General features: G+C 48.2%; 19 protein-coding genes and 1 pseudogene. 17 read left to right on the top strand and 3 right to left on the bottom strand.

Features of this window, described 5'->3' with window-relative positions:
* Position 1: 1 nt before the first annotated feature.
* The 3 genes from ACEN86_RS12015 to ACEN86_RS12005 all read left to right on the top strand — a co-directional run bounded on the left by ACEN86_RS12015 (position 2) and on the right by ACEN86_RS12005 (position 5,486).
* Complete coding sequence (locus ACEN86_RS12015; RefSeq protein ID WP_495630877.1) at positions 2-3,874, top strand: PAS domain S-box protein; 3,873 nt, start codon at positions 2-4, stop codon at positions 3,872-3,874.
* Between the two features lie 168 nt (positions 3,875-4,042).
* Entirely contained in the window at positions 4,043-4,885 is an 843-nt protein-coding gene (locus tag ACEN86_RS12010; protein ID WP_495630876.1) for a hypothetical protein, read from the top strand.
* A 55-nt stretch (positions 4,886-4,940) separates the two neighbouring features.
* The gene (locus ACEN86_RS12005) at positions 4,941-5,486 is read left to right on the top strand and encodes a DUF1697 domain-containing protein (RefSeq protein ID WP_495630875.1); all 546 of its coding nucleotides are present in this window, start codon (positions 4,941-4,943) and stop codon (positions 5,484-5,486) included.
* A gap of 79 nt (positions 5,487-5,565) precedes the next feature.
* On the opposite strand, the gene trhO is transcribed toward ACEN86_RS12005, so the two are convergent.
* Both trhO and ACEN86_RS11995 read right to left on the bottom strand, forming a co-directional pair.
* The gene (trhO, locus tag ACEN86_RS12000; protein WP_495634287.1) at positions 5,566-6,459 is read right to left on the bottom strand and encodes an oxygen-dependent tRNA uridine(34) hydroxylase TrhO; all 894 of its coding nucleotides are present in this window, start codon (positions 6,457-6,459) and stop codon (positions 5,566-5,568) included.
* A gap of 146 nt (positions 6,460-6,605) precedes the next feature.
* Entirely contained in the window at positions 6,606-7,214 is a 609-nt protein-coding gene (locus ACEN86_RS11995; RefSeq protein ID WP_495630874.1) for a D-glycero-alpha-D-manno-heptose-1,7-bisphosphate 7-phosphatase, read from the bottom strand.
* A gap of 130 nt (positions 7,215-7,344) precedes the next feature.
* On the opposite strand from ACEN86_RS11995, the gene ku reads away from it, so the two are divergent.
* The 13 genes and pseudogenes from ku to ACEN86_RS11930 all read left to right on the top strand — a co-directional run bounded on the left by ku (position 7,345) and on the right by ACEN86_RS11930 (position 19,076).
* Positions 7,345-8,298 carry a non-homologous end joining protein Ku gene (ku, locus tag ACEN86_RS11990; protein WP_495630873.1) on the top strand — a complete coding sequence of 318 codons (954 nt, stop codon included), beginning with the start codon at positions 7,345-7,347 and terminating at the stop codon, positions 8,296-8,298.
* Positions 8,299-8,301: 3 nt separating this feature from the next.
* Positions 8,302-9,207 (top strand): ATP-dependent DNA ligase, encoded by a 906-nt coding sequence (locus tag ACEN86_RS11985; RefSeq protein WP_495630872.1) that lies wholly within the window; start codon positions 8,302-8,304, stop codon positions 9,205-9,207.
* Positions 9,204-10,088, top strand: coding sequence for a non-homologous end-joining DNA ligase (gene ligD, locus ACEN86_RS11980; protein WP_495630871.1), 885 nt, complete (start codon positions 9,204-9,206; stop codon positions 10,086-10,088). The genes ACEN86_RS11985 and ligD overlap by 4 nt, the downstream gene beginning before the upstream one ends.
* Before the next feature lie 49 nt (positions 10,089-10,137).
* Positions 10,138-10,365, top strand: coding sequence for a DUF2188 domain-containing protein (locus tag ACEN86_RS11975; RefSeq protein ID WP_495630870.1), 228 nt, complete (start codon positions 10,138-10,140; stop codon positions 10,363-10,365).
* A gap of 35 nt (positions 10,366-10,400) precedes the next feature.
* Positions 10,401-11,117, top strand: coding sequence for a class I SAM-dependent methyltransferase (locus ACEN86_RS11970; RefSeq protein WP_495630869.1), 717 nt, complete (start codon positions 10,401-10,403; stop codon positions 11,115-11,117).
* 165 nt (positions 11,118-11,282) lie between these two features.
* Positions 11,283-12,371, top strand: coding sequence for a DNA alkylation repair protein (locus ACEN86_RS11965; RefSeq protein WP_495630868.1), 1,089 nt, complete (start codon positions 11,283-11,285; stop codon positions 12,369-12,371).
* 128 nt (positions 12,372-12,499) lie between these two features.
* On the top strand, positions 12,500-13,912 hold the full coding sequence (locus ACEN86_RS11960; RefSeq protein ID WP_495630867.1) for an NAD-dependent malic enzyme: 1,413 nt from the start codon (positions 12,500-12,502) through the stop codon (positions 13,910-13,912).
* A 279-nt stretch (positions 13,913-14,191) separates the two neighbouring features.
* A complete protein-coding gene (locus ACEN86_RS11955) occupies positions 14,192-15,244 on the top strand; it encodes an SPFH domain-containing protein (protein ID WP_495630866.1) in 1,053 nt (350 codons plus the stop codon).
* Positions 15,241-16,245: a diacylglycerol kinase catalytic domain-containing protein gene (locus ACEN86_RS11950; RefSeq protein WP_495630865.1), complete on the top strand. Its 1,005-nt coding sequence runs from the start codon at positions 15,241-15,243 to the stop codon at positions 16,243-16,245. The genes ACEN86_RS11955 and ACEN86_RS11950 overlap by 4 nt, the downstream gene beginning before the upstream one ends.
* A gap of 262 nt (positions 16,246-16,507) precedes the next feature.
* Positions 16,508-16,912 (top strand): hypothetical protein, encoded by a 405-nt coding sequence (locus ACEN86_RS11945; RefSeq protein ID WP_495630864.1) that lies wholly within the window; start codon positions 16,508-16,510, stop codon positions 16,910-16,912.
* Positions 16,913-17,055: 143 nt separating this feature from the next.
* Positions 17,056-18,192, top strand: a complete 1,137-nt coding sequence (locus ACEN86_RS11940; RefSeq protein WP_495630863.1) for an NADH-dependent flavin oxidoreductase — start codon at positions 17,056-17,058, stop codon at positions 18,190-18,192.
* Positions 18,189-18,674, top strand: a pseudogene (locus ACEN86_RS11935) (NAD(P)-dependent oxidoreductase); the annotation flags it as partial. The gene ACEN86_RS11940 and the pseudogene ACEN86_RS11935, both read left to right, overlap by 4 nt.
* On the top strand, positions 18,660-19,076 hold the full coding sequence (locus tag ACEN86_RS11930; protein WP_495634286.1) for an NAD(P)-dependent oxidoreductase: 417 nt from the start codon (positions 18,660-18,662) through the stop codon (positions 19,074-19,076). The pseudogene ACEN86_RS11935 and the gene ACEN86_RS11930, both read left to right, overlap by 15 nt.
* Positions 19,077-19,205: 129 nt before the next feature.
* On the opposite strand, the gene ACEN86_RS11925 is transcribed toward ACEN86_RS11930, so the two are convergent.
* Positions 19,206-19,460, bottom strand: a complete 255-nt coding sequence (locus ACEN86_RS11925) for a WGxxGxxG family protein (RefSeq protein WP_495630862.1) — start codon at positions 19,458-19,460, stop codon at positions 19,206-19,208.
* Positions 19,461-19,601: 141 nt separating this feature from the next.
* On the opposite strand from ACEN86_RS11925, the gene ACEN86_RS11920 reads away from it, so the two are divergent.
* Positions 19,602-20,489: a PhzF family phenazine biosynthesis protein gene (locus tag ACEN86_RS11920; RefSeq protein WP_495630861.1), complete on the top strand. Its 888-nt coding sequence runs from the start codon at positions 19,602-19,604 to the stop codon at positions 20,487-20,489.
* Positions 20,490-20,579: the final 90 nt, after the last annotated feature.

Below are 20,579 nucleotides of genomic sequence, written 5' to 3'. Positions count from 1 at the left end.
AGTGACGGTATCCTCATCTACTCAAATGGCACTATTCAAACAATTGTATACACGTTCACCCATAGGTATAGCCGTTGTAGCCCCAGATGGAAGCCGGTTCATGATGGTGAATCCTGCGCTGTGCAAGTTATTTGGATACCAGGAAGAGGAACTTTTAACTGTGGAGCCGGCTGAACTTCAGCATCCGGATGACAAGGCAGCGGAGGCTTCTTCAGGGATTACGAACCTGCTTGCTTCAAGTAAGAATCAAGGCGATATCATGACAAGAGGACGTTATATTCATAAATCCGGTAAGCTGTTGACTCTTAAGCTGGATATATTCCCGATTATAGAAGAATCCTCAGGCAGTCCCGAGTGTCTGCTTGTCCATTACACCGAGATACCTGCTGAATCATGGAACGAAGAGGAACTGGATATCAATCTTGATCTGTATGAATTAATTACGAAGAATACCCCTGACCTGATCACAATGAGCACACCGGATGGATATATCACTTATATCTCGCCTTCCTGTGTAACTATGCTGGGGTATGCGCCGAGTGAAATGATCGGCAGGCACCGTACACAGTTCTATCACCCTCACGATGCCGATGAAATGGTGCGCGATAACACCCTGTATTCGGATCATGACGTGTATAGAAGACGAGTCCGGCATAAGGATGGTCATTACCTCTGGATCGAGACTTCATTTCAAATTATTCGGAATGAATTGAATCAAATTGAGAAAATCCTGGCTATAGGCCGGAATATTACGGACAGAGTGAATTTCGAGAAAATGCTTGCTGAGGCTCAAAGCATAGCGAATATGGGAACCTTCGACTGGGATATTCCCAGCAATAAGGTCACTTTTTCGGAGGAAATGAGAAAGATCTTTAGTTACGGCGTGAAGCCGGTGGATACGATGGCTCCTATGAACCAAATTATCCACCCGGAGGATCTTGAGAGAATCAGGGAGCTGTACGAGAGCACGATATCCAAAGGACTGGATGGAGAAGCGGAATACCGCGTGATCAGGCCCGATGGCATCATCCGAACCCTCTTCTCGAGATGGAGAATGGAAGTAGACCCGGTAAGCGGACAGGCTGTTCAAATGCTGGGAACCGTTCAGGATATTACAGAACGCAAGGAGACCATCGACAAGCTGAAAGAGAGCGAGCGGCATTTCAGATTAATTTCGGAAAGCTCTCATGATTTTATCTCCAGACATGCCGCCGATGAGGAGGCCACGTTCATTTATGCGTCACCTGCTTGCCGGACAATTCTGGGATACGAGCCAGACGAGCTGATCGGATTCCCTGGTCTCTCCTTCATTCACGAAGAAGACCGCGATGCGGTCAAATATTATCTGGAAATGAATCAGCTGGGCCTCGGCCCGGAGACCGTGGTATTCCGGTTCTTACGTAAGGATGGTTCGTATGTCTGGTTCGAGACCACCTCGATCTTTGCTTATGATGATTCCATGCAGGTCGAAGCCATCATTGCGGTCTCCCGGGATATTACGGAGCGCAGACTGATTGAGCAGCGGCTGCAGGAGAGTCAGAGCCGATATAAGTCACTATTTGAATATAACCCAGCAGGTATATTTGCGATTGATCTGGAAGGGACAATAATCTCAATTAACACCAGCTTGGAGGCGCTCATTGGATACTCTCGTGAAGAAGTGATGGGAGGCCCGCTTCTGCACTTCTTCGATGTCCAGGACCAGGAAGAATTCAAGCGAAGTACCCTGAATGTATTCCGCGGAAATACAAGGTCCTATGAGACCAGGATTCTATCTAAGGGAGAACAGCTGGTCGACATTGGTCTGACTCTGCTGCCCATAGTTGTGAATCACCAAATTGTCGGGGCCTATGGAATTGCCAATGATATCTCCTCACGCAAACAGTCCGAGCGCATGCTGAAAGAGAGTGAAAGCCGTTACAAGTCCTTATTTGAGTACAACCCTTCGGCGGTATATTCGATGAATCTGGATGGAGACTATTTAACGGCTAACGAGAATCTTGAGCTGCTCACGGGGTATACCATGGATGAGCTGATAGGCAAATACTTCGGCCCGCTCGTTCCAGAAGCTTTTACCAGTAAGACTCTGCATCACTTCTCTTTGGCTGCCAAGGGATTTCCTCAAAATTATGAAATCTCGATTCAGCATAAGCAAGGTCATTTGGTCGATATCTCGGTAGCCAATATCCCGATTATTATTGATGATGAGATTGTGGGCGTGTACGGAATATCCAGTGATATTACGGATCGCAATGACTATATCAAGCAGATTGAGAAGCTGAGTAATGAATATACATTGATCCTGAGCTCGGTGTCCGAAGGGATTTTTGGCGTGGACAATGAGGGTAAGACCACCTTTATTAATCCGGCTGCAGCCGCGATGCTGGGTCTGGATGCCAAAGATATCATTGGTGAGTTTCATCTGGACTGGATTCAGCAGACCCGGGGAGACGGAACTTATTATGCCCCTGGAGAGACACCCATCTACAAGGCTGTCAAGGAAGGCCGCTGGTATCAAAGTAAGGAAGACATCTTCTGGAAGAACGACGGAACCAGCTTTCTGGTTGAGTACCGGATCAGTCCTCTGGTCGACAAAGGTCAGCGTAAAGGAGCCGTTATTGTTTTCCGGGATGTGACGGATGAGAAGGAGATTATCCGCGCCAAGGAATCCGCAGAGCAGGCGGATCGTGCCAAATCAGAGTTCCTGGCCATTATGAGCCACGAGCTGCGGACCCCGATGAACGGGATTATCGGTATGACCGGGCTGCTGGCCACAACGGAGCTCAATGAGGAACAGCAGGAATATACGGATATCATTGTGCAGAGCAGCAATTCACTGCTGCATATTTTGAATGAAATCCTGGATTTCAGCAAGATCGAAGCCGGTAAAATGGTGCTGAGCCACGATCCCATCTGTCCTATTCAGGTAATCCATAGTGTTGCCGAGCTATTCGAACCCCGGGCCAAGGAGAAACAGGTTAAGCTGATCTGCGAGATTGATCCTTCTGTTCCAAGTCCCGTAATGGGGGATGAGCTGCGGCTTCGTCAGGTTCTTATTAATCTGGTCAGCAACGCGGTCAAATTCACGGATCAAGGAACGATTAAGTTATCTGTCTCCGCTAAGAAGATTAGAAGCTCACCGGACTCGCTGGTCCTGGAATTTGTAATTCAGGATACCGGGATAGGAATCCCTCTGGATCTGCAGAGCCAGCTCTTCCAGTCCTTCTCCCAGCTTCACCCTTCTATCAACCGTAAATACGGAGGAACTGGACTCGGACTAGCCATCAGCAAAAAATTGGTGGAGCTAATGGGAGGAACAATTGGCGTGGACAGTGAACCCGGTCAGGGATCTGCCTTCAGGTTCACCATACTTTCAAGTCAGTATAGGGATCCTTCTAATCCATATGAGGAGGCCAAGCCCATAGAACTCGCTAAGGCTCCGGCCTCAGGCAGCCAGCCTGCTGATGTCCCAGCCGGGCAGGGGGGGCTTCGTATACTTATTGCAGAGGACCATCCGGTGAATCAAAAGCTGCTTCATACCATTCTGGCCCGAAGAGGTTACAATGCGGATATTGTGCCTAATGGCAAAGAAGCCGTAGAGGCGGTCCTTAAAGGGAATTATGATTTGGTCTTCATGGATGTACAAATGCCGATCATGGACGGGCTGGAGGCGACTTATACCATTCGCAGACATCCGGAACATGTTAGTAAGCCCATTATTGTTGCAGTTACGGCCTTCGCGAAGAAGGAGGACAAAGAAAGCTGCCTGGCCAGCGGAATGCAGGATTTCATCGCCAAGCCGATTTATCTAGCTGAAATCGACCGGATCTTGAAGGTATGGTCCGTGAGGGATGACCGGCAGACTCAAGAATAACCTTGAATATGGGGTAGGTTTTATTTTCCTTCCCAAGGAAATGCTAGGATTAACGGACAGCGAATGTTCTTTTGAATACGAAATGTGTAGAATAAGAACCAGGCAGTAAGGAAGAAGTTCGGACAAACTTTGGGGGAAATCCCCGCAATATGAGGAGGGAGCAGGCAAATGAGATTCTTCTTCAGTTCAGCAGTAATCATTCTGACCTTATCTCTGGTCCTGGGATGTACCGATGAGGGAAGTTCTCATGTAGCTGAGGCAGAAGAGCTGCAGACTCCTGCCATTGATCAGCATGCGGTGAACAAGAGCATAGATCAGGGCGCCGCTCCAATTGATAAGGAAATGTACGATACCCATGAAGTAAGCCCGGTCCAAATTCAGGATCAAACGCAGATCATCTGGCAGGAGGATGGTGTCTCACTGTCTGCTCAGGCGGTTCAGTCTAATCAGACAGAGGCTTCTTCACGAATTAGCTCGATAAGGATTACTAGAAATGATCACAGTTATCCCATTGAACTGGCGCAAGCGCCGGAGTCGATCTCATCCGTCTCCTTGTCATCCGATCACCAGTATCTCGCTATGCACCTTAAATATAACGAAGGACATCGACTGGTTATTGTAAAATTGACGAATGGGGACTATTATACGCTTAACGATTACTTGAGCAGGAATGGCAGAGGTACAGTAGACACCATCCATTCATATCGGTGGGCACCTAGCGGGAACCACCTAGCTCTAGCTTATGGAGATGGGACCCGGAGCAGTGTCGCTCTCTACCAGACTGACCGCAAAATGCTGCTTGATATTGCAACTCCGGTGCTTTACGAGGATACTCCCGTTATGGTGTGGCATAAGGAAGGCAAGGGATTTGACTTTGTGAGTGCCGGCGAGGGAAATACCTTCGTCCTTAACCGGTATATCCGGGGGCGGAGTTTGGTAAGCAAGGTGAAAGTGCTTGCTGAAGAAGATGTTGCCTCGATGCAGGCAATTACTCAGACCTATGCCAAGTAGCTGAATTTACCCGGTTAAATGCCGGCATATGTGTATTCATATCGGAGGATAATAAATGATCTATGTTGCTCTGCTTCGAGGAATTAACGTCGGGGGAAAAAATAAAATCAAGATGGCTGATCTGAAGAAGGCTTTGGAGCAGCGGGGGCTGAAGCGGGTCAAAACGTATATTCAAAGCGGGAATATACTTTTTGAGTCCGATCAGGATGAACACACACTGGTGAGGGAGATTGAAGATGAAATCCTGACCACCTTCCAAATCACGCTCAAAGTCATGCTGCGAACCTCGGAGGAATTTGTACAGCTTATGGTGAATTCGCCGTTCGCGGGCAGGGAGCTCAGCGGTGAACAAAGCCTGTACGTCTCGCTTCTATCGGAACCGCTGAACGAGGAGGGAATTCATAAGCTCGAGCAGGCAGAGAAGAGACAAGATGAGTATGCAGTTCAAGGCAGAGAGGTGTATTTCTTGTTCCACAAGAGTATTCTGGATTCCAAGCTGGGGGATGCGCTTGCTAGACTGAAGGTTCCTTCTACTTCTCGCAATTGGAATACGATGAATAAGCTCAAAGCTCTGGCAGAGGAAATGCAGCTTCAGGGGTAAGTTCAGTTAATAAAGTGCTTATATGTACAGACACAAAAAGGGCGGTCACGGGAATTATCCCGGGACCGCCCTTAGCTATTTATACAACCATTTCAGCTTTCTCACGGCAGGCGTCGGAGCAGTAGTGCTCATGCTTCTCTTCGCAGTCCGGGCAGCTGATATGCTGCAGGTTGCAGACTGGGCAATTAATATAATGGTCATTGGCCGTGCCGCAGTGGTAACACTTTCCGACCACTACATCCTCATCCGTATGGTTAATTGGAATGGAGATCCGTTCATCGAAGACATAACACTTTCCATCAAACAGACGGCCCTGTACTTCGGGATCCTTACTGTAAGTAACAATCCCGCCTTCCAATTGGGCCACATCCTTGAACCCCTCTGTCAGCAGATACCCGGAGAGCTTCTCGCAGCGGATCCCGCCTGTGCAGTACGTTAAGATGGTCTTGTCTTTGTGCTCACTCAGGTTCTCCTTAATCCATTCCGGGAATTCGCGGAATGACTCTACCTCTGGCCGAATCGCACCCCTAAAGTGGCCGATATCATACTCGTAATCCGTTCTTCCGTCAATCACGATAACATCATCACGCTCTAGCGTATCATGCCACTCTTTGGGGGAAAGTCTCTTCCCGCTGATCTTGTTCGGATCAAGCTCCCTGTCATCAACCCGGAAGGTCACAAGCTCCTGCTTATGACGTACAAACAGCTTCTTGAAGGCATGTCCTTCGGACTCATCAATCTTGAAGACCATGTCTTCAAAGAGAGGATTGGCCCGCAGATCAGCCATGTACTTCTCGGTCTGTTCCACCGTGCCGGAAAGAGTTCCGTTGATGCCTTCTTTTGCAATGAGAATACGGCCTTTGACGCCCAGGTCTCTGCAATATTGAAGGTGTTCAGCAGTGAAAGTCTCCGGGTCTTCTATATTAACAAATTTATAAAATAATAGGATCTGGTATGGACTTGACAATGCAATCACCCTAACTTGTTAGTAAATTAAAAGCTAAAATTAGATTTTAACCCCATTTCGGGCATTCGTCAATTTATATGGAATGAACTAAAGAAGGAAATGTTTGGATTCAGGTAGCCGCTTACTGTGCCAGGTAGACAATCTTACAGTCCTTAGTTCAATCCTTTTAGCATCCCCGTTTCCTTTTCCAATATCCACTGAACTGCCTTCCACAAAGAGGTGGTCTGATGATCCGCTTTCTCGGCTTGTACAGCGTGATTCCTGGTCCGTTCTGTCCGGATGCCCAGCCGAATAGTCTTGGTTCCCGCCAATTTCCCTGCCTTGATGTCCGTATCCATGTCCCCGATCGTATAACTATCTGCGAGAGAGATGTTGTACTTGGAGGCAAGCTCCAGAATCATTCCCGGCTTTGGCTTCCGGCATGAGCATCCGGCACGCGGCTTATGAGGGCAATAAGCGATATCATCCAGGTAGGCCCCGGCGTGGGTTAGCCGCCGCACCAGCTCAATATGGATTTCAAGCAGGGTTTCGAGCTTCATATAGCCAAGCCCAATCCCGCCCTGATTCGTAACTACATACACCTTGTAATCCGCTTCATTCAACAGTCTAATTGCTTTGGCCGCATTGGGCAGAAGATGAAGATCATCCGGGTGGTTCACATAGCGAACCCTGTGGCTGTGCACTTCGTTGATCACTCCGTCTCTATCCAGAAATACCGCTCTGTCCATCTCCATTTCCTCCCGCCATCTCAGTAACTTCATGATGATCTTCTATCCATTACCCAGCCTGCCATAGCAATGCCTAAGTCTTTCCTGATTAACAGGGGATTCCTTGAGGTTATATACGAAGTAATCATACCCGAACGGGAAGTGACCAAAGGGAGGGCTAATTATGCAAACCGTATGGAAAGGCGCAGTCAGCTTCGGCCTCGTGAATGTTCCCGTCAAAATGTATACGGCAACCCATGACAACGATATTCCGATGAAGATGCTGCATAAAGAATTTAATGTTCCTATCCAATATCACCGGACTTGTCCAAAGTGTGAGGAGAATGTTAGCTGGAATGAAATCGTGAAGGGATACGAGTACGAACCGGGGCATTTTGTCACCTTTGAGAAAAAAGAACTGGATAAGCTCGCGTCAGAGACTTCGCGCGAAATCCGGATCCTGGACTTTGTCGATCTGGCCGAAATTGATCCGATTTATTATCAGAAGACGTATTATCTTGCTCCAGAAGAAAGCGGGGAGCATGCCTACAATCTGCTGGTGGAGGCTCTTCTCGATACGAAGAAAATCGGCATCGCTAATGTAAGTATCCGGTCCAAGAGCAGTCTCGCTGCTATCCGGATCATCGATGGTGTCCTGTCGATGTCTACCATGTATTATGCGGAAGAGATTCGTTCCAAGGAGCAAATTCCAAATCTGCCGGAGCAGAGTAAAGTGGATGAAAGGGAACTTGAGATGGCGCGGATGCTGATTGACCAGCTTGCAGCCCCATTTGAACCGCAGAAGTACGAAGACGAGTATAAAGAGCGTCTGATGGATGCCATCGAGGATAAGGTGGAAGGCAAAGAAGTGAAATTCGCACCTGAAGAGAAGAAGACGAATGTCATCGATCTGATGGACGCGCTGAAAGCGAGTCTTAAGCAGAGTCAAGAAGCGGGTACAGCGAAGAAAAAAGACGCAGGTCAATCCGGGACCCCTTCGGCAAGCAAGCCGGCAGCCAAGCGAACATCCAAGACCAAATCCAAATCATCCACACGCAGTGCGTCTTCCAAGTCTGCCAAGACAAGTGCAGCTTCTAAGACAACGGCCAAGCCGCGCCGAAGAAAGACAGGATCTTAAACGATGCGCCCCTTTATTCCCATGTCGCCCATTCTTACCGGCGAGATCCCTTATGGGGACGAGTGGGTCTATCAGCTGAAGTGGGACGGATTCCGAATTCTTGCTTGGGTTCAAGATGGAAAAGTCGAACTGTACTCCAAAAAGATGCTGCTGCGGAACAAAAGTTATCCGGATCTGGTGCAGGCCTTGTCCCGTTATTCCGGAACATTTCTGCTAGACGGAGAGGCGGTCATTCTGGACCAGGCTACCGGCCAGCCCAGCTTTCAGCTTATGCAGCGTAGAGACAAGCTATCAGATGCTTCTCTTATAAGACGGTCGGCCGAACAAAACCCGGTGCAGTATATCATGTTCGATCTCCTGCAGCTTGGAAATAAGAATCTTCGCAGTCTAACGTATGAAGAGAGAAGGGCTCACTTAGAGGAGCTGACTGCTGGATGGGAATCCCCTCTGTACCTTGCTGATGAATTTGGGGACGGCGAGGTGCTGTGGAATTGGGTAGTTCAGCAGGGATGGGAAGGCATGGTATGCAAGAAGCGCCCGAGTAAGTACAAGGAAGGCAAGGAGCACCAGGACTGGTTCAAGCGAAAGACGATTCTTCATTTCGACGTGGACATTGTGGGTGTGATCTGGAAGGAAGGCAGAGTGTCGAGTCTGGTCATGCGTAAGGATGGACTATATTTCGGGCGTGTCTCCTCAGGTCTGAACGAGCGGGTGAAGAAGAGACTGAGGGAGCTGCCTGATCGAGGGAGTCTGGAAGATTATTTCCCAGAGCTTCCTGAGGGAATCAGAAATGCAGATATCCGATGGCTCGAATCTCCGCTCGAAGCCAGGGTCAGCGGCAGGGAGACCACAGCGCTTGGACTGCTTCGTCACCCCAAATTGATTGACCTGGGAGGAGTGCCATTATGACCCGAGAGAACTCAGGGATTCTTGAGGTAGAAGGACATGAGATCACCGTCACCCATCCGGATAAGATGCTCTGGCCGGAGCTTGGGATCCATAAAGCCATGTATTTGCAGAAGCTGATCATGCTGGCTCCCTACCTGCTCCCCTACTGCACCAACCGGTATTTAACCACGATTCGGTATCCGAATGGGGTGGGCGGGAAATCTTTTTACCAGAAAAATGCCCCCGAGCCGCTTCCGGACTTTGTCCATACCGCCAGAAATGAAGGTGTCGACTATATTAATCTGGATTCACTTCCCGTCTTGTTATGGCTTGGTAATCTGGCTGCGCTCGAGTTCCATCCCTCCTTTGAATATATAGGCGGGGAAGAGCCGGCCGAGTGGGTACTCGATATTGATCCGAGTGAAGAGCTTAGGCCAAGACTAATGGAGGCGGTTGCCTTAATTGGTGAGGCGCTGGATTCCATGGGGATTCAGTCTATTCCCAAGACCAGCGGGGCGACAGGGGTACAGATTATCATTCCAGTGAAGAAAGGATATACCTTTGGCCAGCTGCGCAAGGTTGGGCAATTTCTTGCCAAGTTCCTAACCGAGAAGTATCCTGATCTGTTCACGATCGAACGGATGATCAAGGAACGGCGGAACAAAATTTACATCGACTATGTACAGCACGCTGCAGGCAAAAGTCTCTCGGCGCCGTATACGCCAAGGGCCCGGGAGCATGCGACGGTCTCGACCCCTTTATTATGGGATGAGGTTCGCAGGGGCGTGGATCCGAAAGACTTTAATCTGCTGAACATCGAGGCGCGTCTGATTGAATACGGCGATCTGATTGCCCAGACGCCGAAGCAGTCGCTGGATGATGTGCTTCATTTTGTGAAATAAGCCGTCTAATCGGGTAATAATGACTACTATCTAACAGGGAGTGAAGATCATGTCCAAAATCAATGAGTTCATTCATACTACACCGAACCCGGATGGCGGCTGGGATAATCAGCAGGATGGGGAGAAGATAAGCCATCATAGAACCAAGGCGGAGGCCGAAGAGCGAGGCCGGAAGGAAGCGAAGAAGGGTGAGACGGAACACAAGATTCACAATATGGATGGCAAAATTTCCGAATCCAATAGCTATGGAAATGATCCTTATCCGCCAAAAGGCTGAGCATAAGCGAGAAATCAGAGAGTAGGAGTGAACATATGGACCAGGCTAATTTTGAGGAAGCCCGTAAGGCGGAAGAGGACTATCACAGCAAGTTATATAGTGAGAAAGAGATCCTGGAACCGGGAACATGGATGTCTGAGCCGATTCCCCTGGTTATGGAGCTTCAGGAACGTCTGCTGCAAATTAAGCAGGACATCAACATAATGGATCTGGGCAGCGGAGCTGGCCGGAATACGATACCTTTGGCCCTTAGACTGAAGGGATCGGCCAGTAAAGTCATAGGGATTGATCTGCTGGATGAGGCCGTGTACAAGCTTCGCGAGAATGCAGCCGAGTATGGGGTAGAGTCACTGATTGAAGCCCGAAAAGGCGACGCGGAGCATACGGATTTCGGTAGTGAGGAATATGACTATATCGTAGCCTGCGGCTGTCTGGAGCATGTCTCCTCCGAAGAGGCGTTCATTCAAGTTCTGGAGCGGATGAAGCAGGGTACCCGGCTGGGAGGAATCCACTGTATCGCCATGAATACCAATGTTCAGGAAGTGGAAATGGATTCAGGCAAGGAAATTAAGACTCTGATCGAGCTGAATCTGTCCTCTACACGAGCTGTAGAGATTCTGGAGCAGGTCTATCAAGACTGGAATGTACTGGACCAGAAGGCGGTTCTGCAGTCTATTGAAGAGGAGAAGTACGATGTGCCTACAGAGTTTCGGGCGCAGTCTCTTAGTTTTGCTGTCCAGCGCATTAAGTAGATTAGAAGCAGAACGTGCATGAAGTCCTAATCCTATTTGTTGAGGAGATCCATGAAGCCAACATGGCTTGTGGGTCTCTTTTGCGCTTGGAGGTACGAGCTCGCCCGAATAGACACTGCAGACCTTTTCAGGTATTATCAGTGCAAAGACAGGGGGCGAAGCCTGATGGAGGCCATGAAGGATAAGTACTCAAGAGCTTTTTTTGAACAATTTGTACCGATTGTGAAAGGAGCCTATGCCTCGTTCGACGAAGAGAACTTCCTGAATCTCATTTATGATGATGGATGGGAGGGTCGGGAGCTTAAGCAGAGAATCCGGCATGTTGCAATGACCTTGACGCGTACCCTTCCTCCTGACTATGAGACAGCGATCGGTATTCTTACCGGGATTGCACCGCAATGCAGGGGATTTGAATATTTATTTTTCCCGGATTTTGTAGAGCTAAATGGGCTGGAGCATGTTGAGACTTCGATTCGTGCTCTGGAGCAATTCACTGTATACTCGAGCGCGGAGTTTGCTGTGCGGCCTTTCATCATCCAGGATCCCGAGCGTATGATGCAGCAAATGAGAAGTTGGGCCTCTCATGAGAATGAGCACGTGCGCAGGCTGGCTACCGAAGGCTGCAGACCAAGATTGCCTTGGGGAATCAGCTTAACGTTATTCAAGCAGGAGCCTCAGCCTATTCTGCCGATTCTAACTAGGCTTAGAGAGGATCCTTCCGAATATGTCCGCAAAAGTGTAGCGAATAATCTGAACGACATTTCCAGGGATCACCCGGCACTTGTCCTCCAGCTTGCGCGGGAGTGGTACGGACGAAATCCGCTCACCGACTGGATTGTCAGACATGGTCTGCGCTCTCTGATTAAGAAAGGGAACCCTGAGGCGCTTGAGCTGTTCGGCCTAGGGAACTGTGCCAACCTGAATGTACAGGCTTTGCATGTGGTTAATGAGAGAGTTGCAGCAGGTGATGACCTTTGCTTTTCTTTTGAAATGGTGAACCAGTCAGACGAGACCAGAAAAGTCCGCATAGAATATGAGATCGGTTATATGAGAAGCAATGGGAAGTTATCACCTAAGCGCTTCAAGCTTTCCGAGAAGATGTACGGCCAGGGATCCACGATCATATCGAAAAAGCACTCGTTCAAGCCGATTACCACACGTAAGTACTATCCAGGAGAGCATCGCTTGGGTATTGTCGTGAACGGACAAGAGATGGCTTCTGTGCGGTTCGAGCTTGTGGCCGACCTGAGTTAGGCCTGGGATCTGGATGTTTGCAGACTTATTTAGTGACTTGCTGTGTGCATCCTTGTGAGTTTGATGCGAAGAGGATATTATAAGTGTGAAGCGCTTTCATCACAGTGATAGGGAAGGGGTCAGAATTTATGGCTTTTAACAGTATCATTCTGCGTTTGGAACTTAACCACACCCTTGTAAGCTTCGGTCAGGTAGCGTCAGCGGTAAGTGATGCCGGTGGAGATATTATTTCGATCGACGTGATCAGGCCAGGTTCTGACAATTCAGTGCGGGATATCACGGTTCAGGTGGCAGATGAACGAGAGAAGCTGGTGGTCGATGCTCTTCGGTCCATGCCGGGAATTCATATCATTAACGTGTCTGACCGTACTTTCCTGGCCCATTTGGGCGGTAAAATCTCGATTCAGCCGAGCATGCCCATCCGTAACCGGGACGATCTCTCACGAGTATACACACCTGGCGTCGCACGGGTCTCCATGGCGATCCATGACAATATAGACAAGGCCTATTCTCTTACGATCAAAAGAAATACTGTTGCCGTAGTGACGGATGGTACTGCTGTCCTTGGGCTTGGTGACATTGGTCCTCACGCGGCTGCTCCGGTAATGGAAGGCAAGGCGATGCTGTTCAAGCAGCTTGCAGAGGTGGACGCCTTCCCGATCTGCCTGGATACGAAGGATACTGAGGAAATCATACGGACGATCAAAGCGATCAGTCCGATCTTTGGAGGCATCAATCTGGAAGATATCAGTTCGCCCCGCTGCTTCGAGATTGAAGAGCGGCTGGCTGGAGAACTCGACATCCCTATTTTTCATGATGATCAGCATGGGACGGCCATTGTTGTTATCGCAGGGCTTCTTAACGCTCTCAAAGTAACAGGCAAATCGATGGAGAATATTCGCGTGGTAGTCAATGGTATCGGAGCTGCGGGTGTGTCGATCTGTAAAATGCTGCTGGCCTCAGGAGTTCAGCATCTCACTCCTGTCGATCGGGAGGGGGCCATTATCCGCGGCGGTGAGTACACCCATCCGATGTGGCAGTGGCTGGCGTCACAGCCGCAGGTAGAGGACAAGCCGGGGACTCTGCATGAGGTCATATCGGGTGCAGACGTATTCATCGGTGTGTCACGAGGGAACGTACTCACAGCGGAGGATGTAGAGCTTATGGCACCTGCTCGAATTGTCTTCGCCATGGCCAATCCAGAGCCGGAGATTGACCCGGAGCTGGCGCTTCCGCTCGTAAGTGTATTCGCTACCGGACGAAGTGATTACCCGAATCAGATTAACAATGTTCTGGTCTTCCCGGGATTGTTCCGCGGCGTTCTGGATTGCCGGGCCAAGGTCATTAATGAACAGATCAAGCTTGCGGCAGCCCACGCGATTGCGGAAGTAGTGTCGGCTTCCGAGCTGCATGAACAGTATATCATTCCTAGCATTTTTAATGAGAAGGTGGTCAAAAATGTCCGCCGTGCCGTGATCGAGGCGGCTATGCGCACGGGCGTGGCCAGAAGAATACCGCCTGACCTGAAACCCCTTGACTGAACCTTGGGCAGACTGCATCAGCTGCAGCTCAAGATAGGGCAGCTCGTCAATTCCCGATCATTCTAGGAACTGAATTCAATAATTTAACCCGCTCTGAAATGGGCGGGTTTATTTGCATTTAACGAGTTATGTGTTTAACAGGTTAAGCTACGGTTCAGCCAAACGAAGAATAATTTCATTGAAATTGTTAGTAACATATTGATAATATCAATGGTGTGTGTTATGGTTTTGTTATTAACAAGTTGATACTAACAATGACAGGAAAGTGAGGTAATTCATATGTTTGGATACAAATTCGTTAAGTTTCAACCCAGCGAGTACGTTATGAAAGTCCGAAATGGCAAGATTGTTCGGGAAGGTGTCGGGCTGTCTTTTTACTATTATGCTCCCACGACCTCGGTTGTTGTGGTTCCTGTATCTTCGATTGATGTTCCCTTTATGTTTGAAGAAATAACCAATGACTTTCAGACTGTAACGGTTCAAGGGCAGCTGACTTATCGAATTATGGACTACAAGAAAATCACGCAGATCCTGAACTATACCTACAATTTGCGTAAGAATAACTACATTTCGGACGATCCGGCCAGGTTGGCCCAGCGGGTCATCAATATTGCCAAGGTGCAGACCAAGAAGCATTTGGAGAACATGCCCCTTAAGGAAGCCATACAAGCAAGTGAGCGGCTGGCCCAGAACGTAACCCGGGAGATCCGGACTCATGAAGAGATTGAGAAGCTGGGGATCGAGCTAATGGGACTATCCATTCTAGCCATTCTTCCTAACAGGGAGACGATTCGCGCTCTCGAGGCACAGGCCCGTGAAGAAATTCTGCGAAGAGCAGATGAAGCGCTGTATGAACGCAGAAATGCTTCGATTGAGCAGGAACGTAAGGTCAAAGAGAATGAGCTGAATACAGAGATTGCGGTGGAGACGAAGAAGAGACAGATTCGGGAGACTCAGCTGGATGCGGAACGGTCGATGAAGCAGAAGCAGAACGAAATGAAGGAAGAACAGCTGCGATTTGATACAGAGCTCGAAGAGAAGAAGCAGGAGTTAATCGGCCTCACCGTGGCGAACAAGAAGGCTGAAGCCGATGCCAAGGCTTACGAGCTTGCTGTGGTCATGAAGTCGCTTCAGGATGTAGAGCCAAATGTGCTTCAATCGCTTACGAATATGGATATGAAGCCGGATAAGCTGATTGCGATAGCCTTCCAGGAGCTTGCCGAGAATGCCGGCAAAATTGGTCAGCTTAATATTACCCCCGACCTTCTTCAAGGTCTGATGGCGGATCAAGGAACGGTCAGCCAGGGAGGCAGAGGAGCGGGTACCAGATGAACAGCCCATTAACCGAACGAAAGATTGTACTGGTCAAGCGGAGAACCCGGCTCGAGGAGCTGGTCGTCCGCTATAATACCATTCAGCAGGCCGAATTCTATATCGAGCGGCTTGGGGCAGATTTTAGTGATTATGTGCAAGAGGACAGGATCTACAAGGAAAGTCTGAACACAGCGATTAGTGAGCTGAGTACGATGGGCAGGGTCCAGATCCTGGATCGGGAGCATGTGCCGAACTTTATTTTTGGGAGGGAGGATATCATCCTTGTGCTGGGCCAGGACGGATTGGTCGCCAATACCCTTAAATATACGGACGGGCAGCCCTTAATCGGGGTGAACCCTGACCCGGGAAGATGGGACGGGGTGCTGCTTCCTTTTACCGTGAGGGATGTCAAGCTAGTCGTTAGGGATGTGATACAGCGGAGGCGGCAGATCCAGGAAGTGACACTGGCCAAGGCTCAGCTGAATGACGGACAATGTCTCTATGGTGTGAATGATCTGTTCGTGGGCCGCCGCACGCATGTCTCGGCACGTTACCAGCTCAGCATGGGTCTATTCACGGAGCAGCAATCCTCAAGCGGAATCATTATTTCGACCGGGCTTGGCTCGACAGGCTGGTTCAAGAGCGTCCTTGCCGGAGCGGCTGGAATTGTGGGAAGCGCCATTCATCAGCAGATAACCCTTACTCCGGATACGGTTCTTGGTGCAGAGGCAAAGGGTATAGAGACCGATAGGAACGAGAGACGTGCGACTGACTCGCGGGCTATGTGGAAATCTTCTAATCTTTATTTTACAGTAAGAGAACCATTTCCAAGCAGAACGACTAAGGCTGAGCTAGTCTTTGGCAGAATTGAGCAGCATGAACCTCTGAGAATCGTATCGCAGATGCCAGAGGATGGGGTGATCTTCAGTGATGGAGTTGAAAGTGACTATTTGGAGTTCAACTCCGGGATTGAGGCGAGGATTGGGATTGCGGAGGAGAAGGGGTATTTGGTGGTCTAGCAGTTGTACTGGGGTCATATCAGGTCTTCCATAAGATGGAGACCTGTTTTTTTATTATGTGAATAGCAGCCTGTTACTATTGGACAACCTGTAATATCGATGAAGGATCGTTAGCTCAAGAAGGATGAGAAACAGATATTAAAGAGAGTGAAAATAAATAGAAGTTTTTGAGTTCCCTTTAAACCGTCATAAGGCGGTTTTTTCTTATGTTGGGTAAAAACTAAGCTGCTTAACGCTTAAGACAGCAGGGATGGATTTGTGTATGGTGGGCAAGTATGCTAGAACAAGTATTAAAAACATCGAAAGAGAGATGAAACTAGAAATGGAAATACAACTGCTTATAGATTTGATCCACGATGAACGAGGGAATTATTATAGAGCCGTTCATGTCCATGAGGGAGAGCTCACGTTAGTTAATGCATTTGTTGAAGCATCTTTTCGGGTGCTTCTCTCCTTCGATGAAGACTTCAGGAAAAAATACCAGGAGTACGAGGGAGGATTTATCGGGAAAATTCCCATGGATCATCTCAGACATGACTTTGTATTCACACAAAACAGTGAGGAACAAGGTAAAATGTATGATTTAGTTGAGATTTTAAAGCACTTTAAGGTTAACTATATCGATACGATTGAATTTTATAGACATCCATCGATGAAGCTGGATTAATCACTTGCGGCCATCCCTGCGTTGTGTGACTGTATCCACTACTGCCATATGCATAGAAGCTCTCTTTATTGTCCTTACATCTTTTCCTCGTCTATGAACACAATATTTAATGTCAAATTCTACAATATGGAGGGAATGCTCATATGAACAGCAACTTAACACCACTATTTGAAGAACTCACATTAAGAAGCGGAATTCGATTGAAGAATCGAGTCGTTATGGCTCCAATGACGAACTGGTCTTCTAATGAGGACGGAACGGTATCGGAGGAAGAGCTTGCCTATTACGAACGCCGTTCAGGCGGTGTAGGCATGGTTATAACGGCATGTACTTATGTAACTCGTAACGGAAAAGGCTTTGCTGGTGAATTCGGCGGAGACACGGATGACATGATTCCAAGCCTTCGCAGCCTTGCTGCAACGATTAAGGGACAAGGAGCAAAGGCGCTGCTCCAAATATTTCATGGTGGTCGTATGTGTCCGCCCGATCTAATTCCAGGTGGTGACCTCGTAAGCGCAAGTGATATTCCATCGGATCAGAACGGCAATCTTGTGCCCAGATCTCTCACGGACGGGGAAGTTGAAGCGATTGTACGTGATTTCGGAGAAGCCACAAGACGGGCCATTGAGGCTGGTTATGACGGTGTTGAAATTCATGGAGCCAATGGATATTTGCTTCAACAATTCTTCTCCGCGCATACCAATCGGAGGAACGACCGATGGGGTGGAGATTTCGAAAAACGTCTAAGTTTCCCGCTGGCCGTTGTTGATGAGGTGAAACGTGTGGTTGCCGCTCATGCGAAGCAGCCATTTGCTGTAGGGTACCGCTTCTCGCCTGAGGAGCCGGAAGAGAACGGTATTACAATGGATGATACGCTCAAACTAGTTAACGTCCTTGCGGACAAACAATTGGATTACCTCCATGTTTCTTTAATGGAGTATAAATCCAAGCCACGGGTAGGGGCTGACGATAGTAAATCCAGACTGGAATGGATATTAGATACGGTTGCTGGTCGGACCCCAGTGATTGGTGTCGGTTCGGTTCATACCCGGAAAGAGGCTTTGGAAGTGCTGCAGACGGGTTCTGCTCTGGTTGCACTGGGCCGGGAACTGATTATGGAACCGGATTGGGTACAGAAGATTGTTGAAGGCCAAGTAAATGAGATCAAGACTACGCTAAGTAAGCAGGATCAGCAGCAACTGGTAATTCCTGATCCGCTCTGGAAAGGGATTATGAACGCACCCGGCTGGTTTCCAGTCGTGGAGGGTGATCAGAAATGAATGTAGGATTCATCGGTCTTGGGACGATGGGCAAGCCAATGGCAGGTCATCTTCTAGATGGCGGTCATAAGATCGTGGCTTACAATAGAAGTGCGGGCCGTGCAGAGGAATGGGTGGGTAACGAATAGGTTACGTTCGTCTCCACCCCGGCAGAAGCAGCTTCGAAGTCGGAAGTTTTGTTCACCATGCTGTCCAATGATGATGCGGTGGAGCAAGTGTATTTTGGTGAGGAGGGTATTCTAAGTAGAGGTACCCATAAGACAGATAAGCCACGCATTGTGATTGATTGCAGCACAATCGATCCTAATCTTAGCATTCGGACAGCGGAAGCACTAGAAGCAGCTGGGATAGATAAGCTGGATGCTCCTGTCTCTGGTAGCAAGCCGCAGGCCGAACAGGGGGTGCTCACATTTATTGTAGGAGGCAAGCAGGAAGTGTTCGAGGAGATAGAACCCTTACTACAATTAATGGGGACCAAGGCAGTATATATGGGAGGCTATGGAGCTGGCTCTACCGCCAAGTTAGCCGTCAATATGATGCTGGCTACTCATGTCATTGCCTTGTCAGAGAGCTTGACTATGGTTCGTAAAGCCGGTCTCGATTCGGCGAAATTCCTAGATATTGTTGCAGGCGGCGGCGCCCGCAGTGGTGTGGCTGAGATGAAGGGTCCGAAGATGATTGAACAAGATTTCTCGCCCCAATTCATGACCGCGCTTATGCATAAGGATCTAGGTCTAGCCGTACGCCTTGCGGATTCTCTTGGCTTGCCGCTTCCCGCCGCCGCGTCTGTAAAGCAGATATTTCAGACTGCATGCAATACCGGACTTAGTGAAGAAGATATGAGTTCTGTATACAAGTGCTACGAACAGTGGGCGAATATGTAAGTTGGTTTAGCGGGAATTGCTAGTGTGTGATATGAGTATGGTGATGGCAATAAGAAAGGGAGCTAACACGATGTGAAGCTCCCTTTGATTCATTGAATATATTAAAGTTATTTATTCCTCAAACCTTTATTAATGTCTATCTGTGGTGCGAGTTACGTGATCATCCCGGTCGCGTCTTTTCAGACCCGCCAATCCGGCCAAACCTAGCAGACCAAGCAGACCCCAGTTCCCGTGATCATCGTCATTATTGGTAGACTGAGTTTGAGCTGTATTTGCGCCGGTATCTGAAGTTGTATTTGTATCCGATGTTTCAGCAAAGGCCGAAGTTGTCCCCAGACTCGATACGATTAACACGGTCATAAACATTGTTTTTACTTTTAACATAATAATCAGCTCCTCTAGGTTAGTATGATGTCTGTTTAGTATCTAACCTTTATCACTTCTCATGAATCAGATGAGGAAGTTTGATAATCCTAATTCAAACGAATTAAGCTGGAAAAATGAAATAGATTACGAGGAGGACTAATGGAGAAAAATATGCTTGAGTATTCTATTGTTGATGTTTTCTCGGAAGGGAAGTATACAGGGAACCCGCTCGCAGTTTTCAAAAATGCGGGTGATCTATCTGATCATGAAATGCAGCAAATAGCAAAGGAAATTAATTATTCTGAAACTACGTTTATTGTGTCTGAGTCAGAAACTAATCACTATGACGTGCGTATTTTTACACCCAAGGAAGAGATTCCATTTGCTGGTCATCCGGCTTTAGGAACGGCTTATGTTATTCAAAAGGAACTTCTAAAGGAACCCATGGAAAAAGTTGTTTTAAATTTTAAAGGCGGCCCAATTCCAGTTACCTTTAACCCTCAAGAAGGGGTCCTATGGATGACCCAAAACGAACCTACTTTTGGCCGGATTTTAGATGCCCATCATATTCTAGAAGTTCTTAATGTGGCCAAAGAAGATATAGATTCCAGATTTCCTGTCCAAGAGGTTTCAACAGGGCTGCCCGTTATCATTGTCCCTTTGAAATCGCTGGAAGTTGTCAAGAAAGTGAAGCTGAATAGGGAGAAATATTTCGAATTAATTGATCAGACGGAGGCAAAAGCCATTATGGTCTTCGCTCCTGAAACGTATCATGCGATAAATGACCTGAACGTGCGGGATTTTGCTGCGTACTATGGCATTCCCGAAGATCCGGCAACGGGTAGTTCGAATGGATGTTTAGCTGCTTACCTGGTCAATTACCGTTATTATGACAACCATTACATTAACATCCGTGTCGAACAAGGATACGAAATTGAAAGACCCTCTTTATTGTTCCTGGAGGCAGTTAATAACAATGGTAACATCAGCGTTCGTGTAGGAGGAAAAGTAGAGAAAGTTGCGCAGGGTGAATGGTATGTTCAATAAAACAGACCGCATCTGTCCCATAACTTTTAAAGAACTTCTAGCGTTTTAACATTGAACAGGGTTCAGGAAAAGAGGATTTGAAATGCGGCG

The organism is Paenibacillus sp. Paensp111 (assembly GCF_059492195.1).
This window is presented reverse-complemented; position numbering and strand designations above follow the sequence as displayed.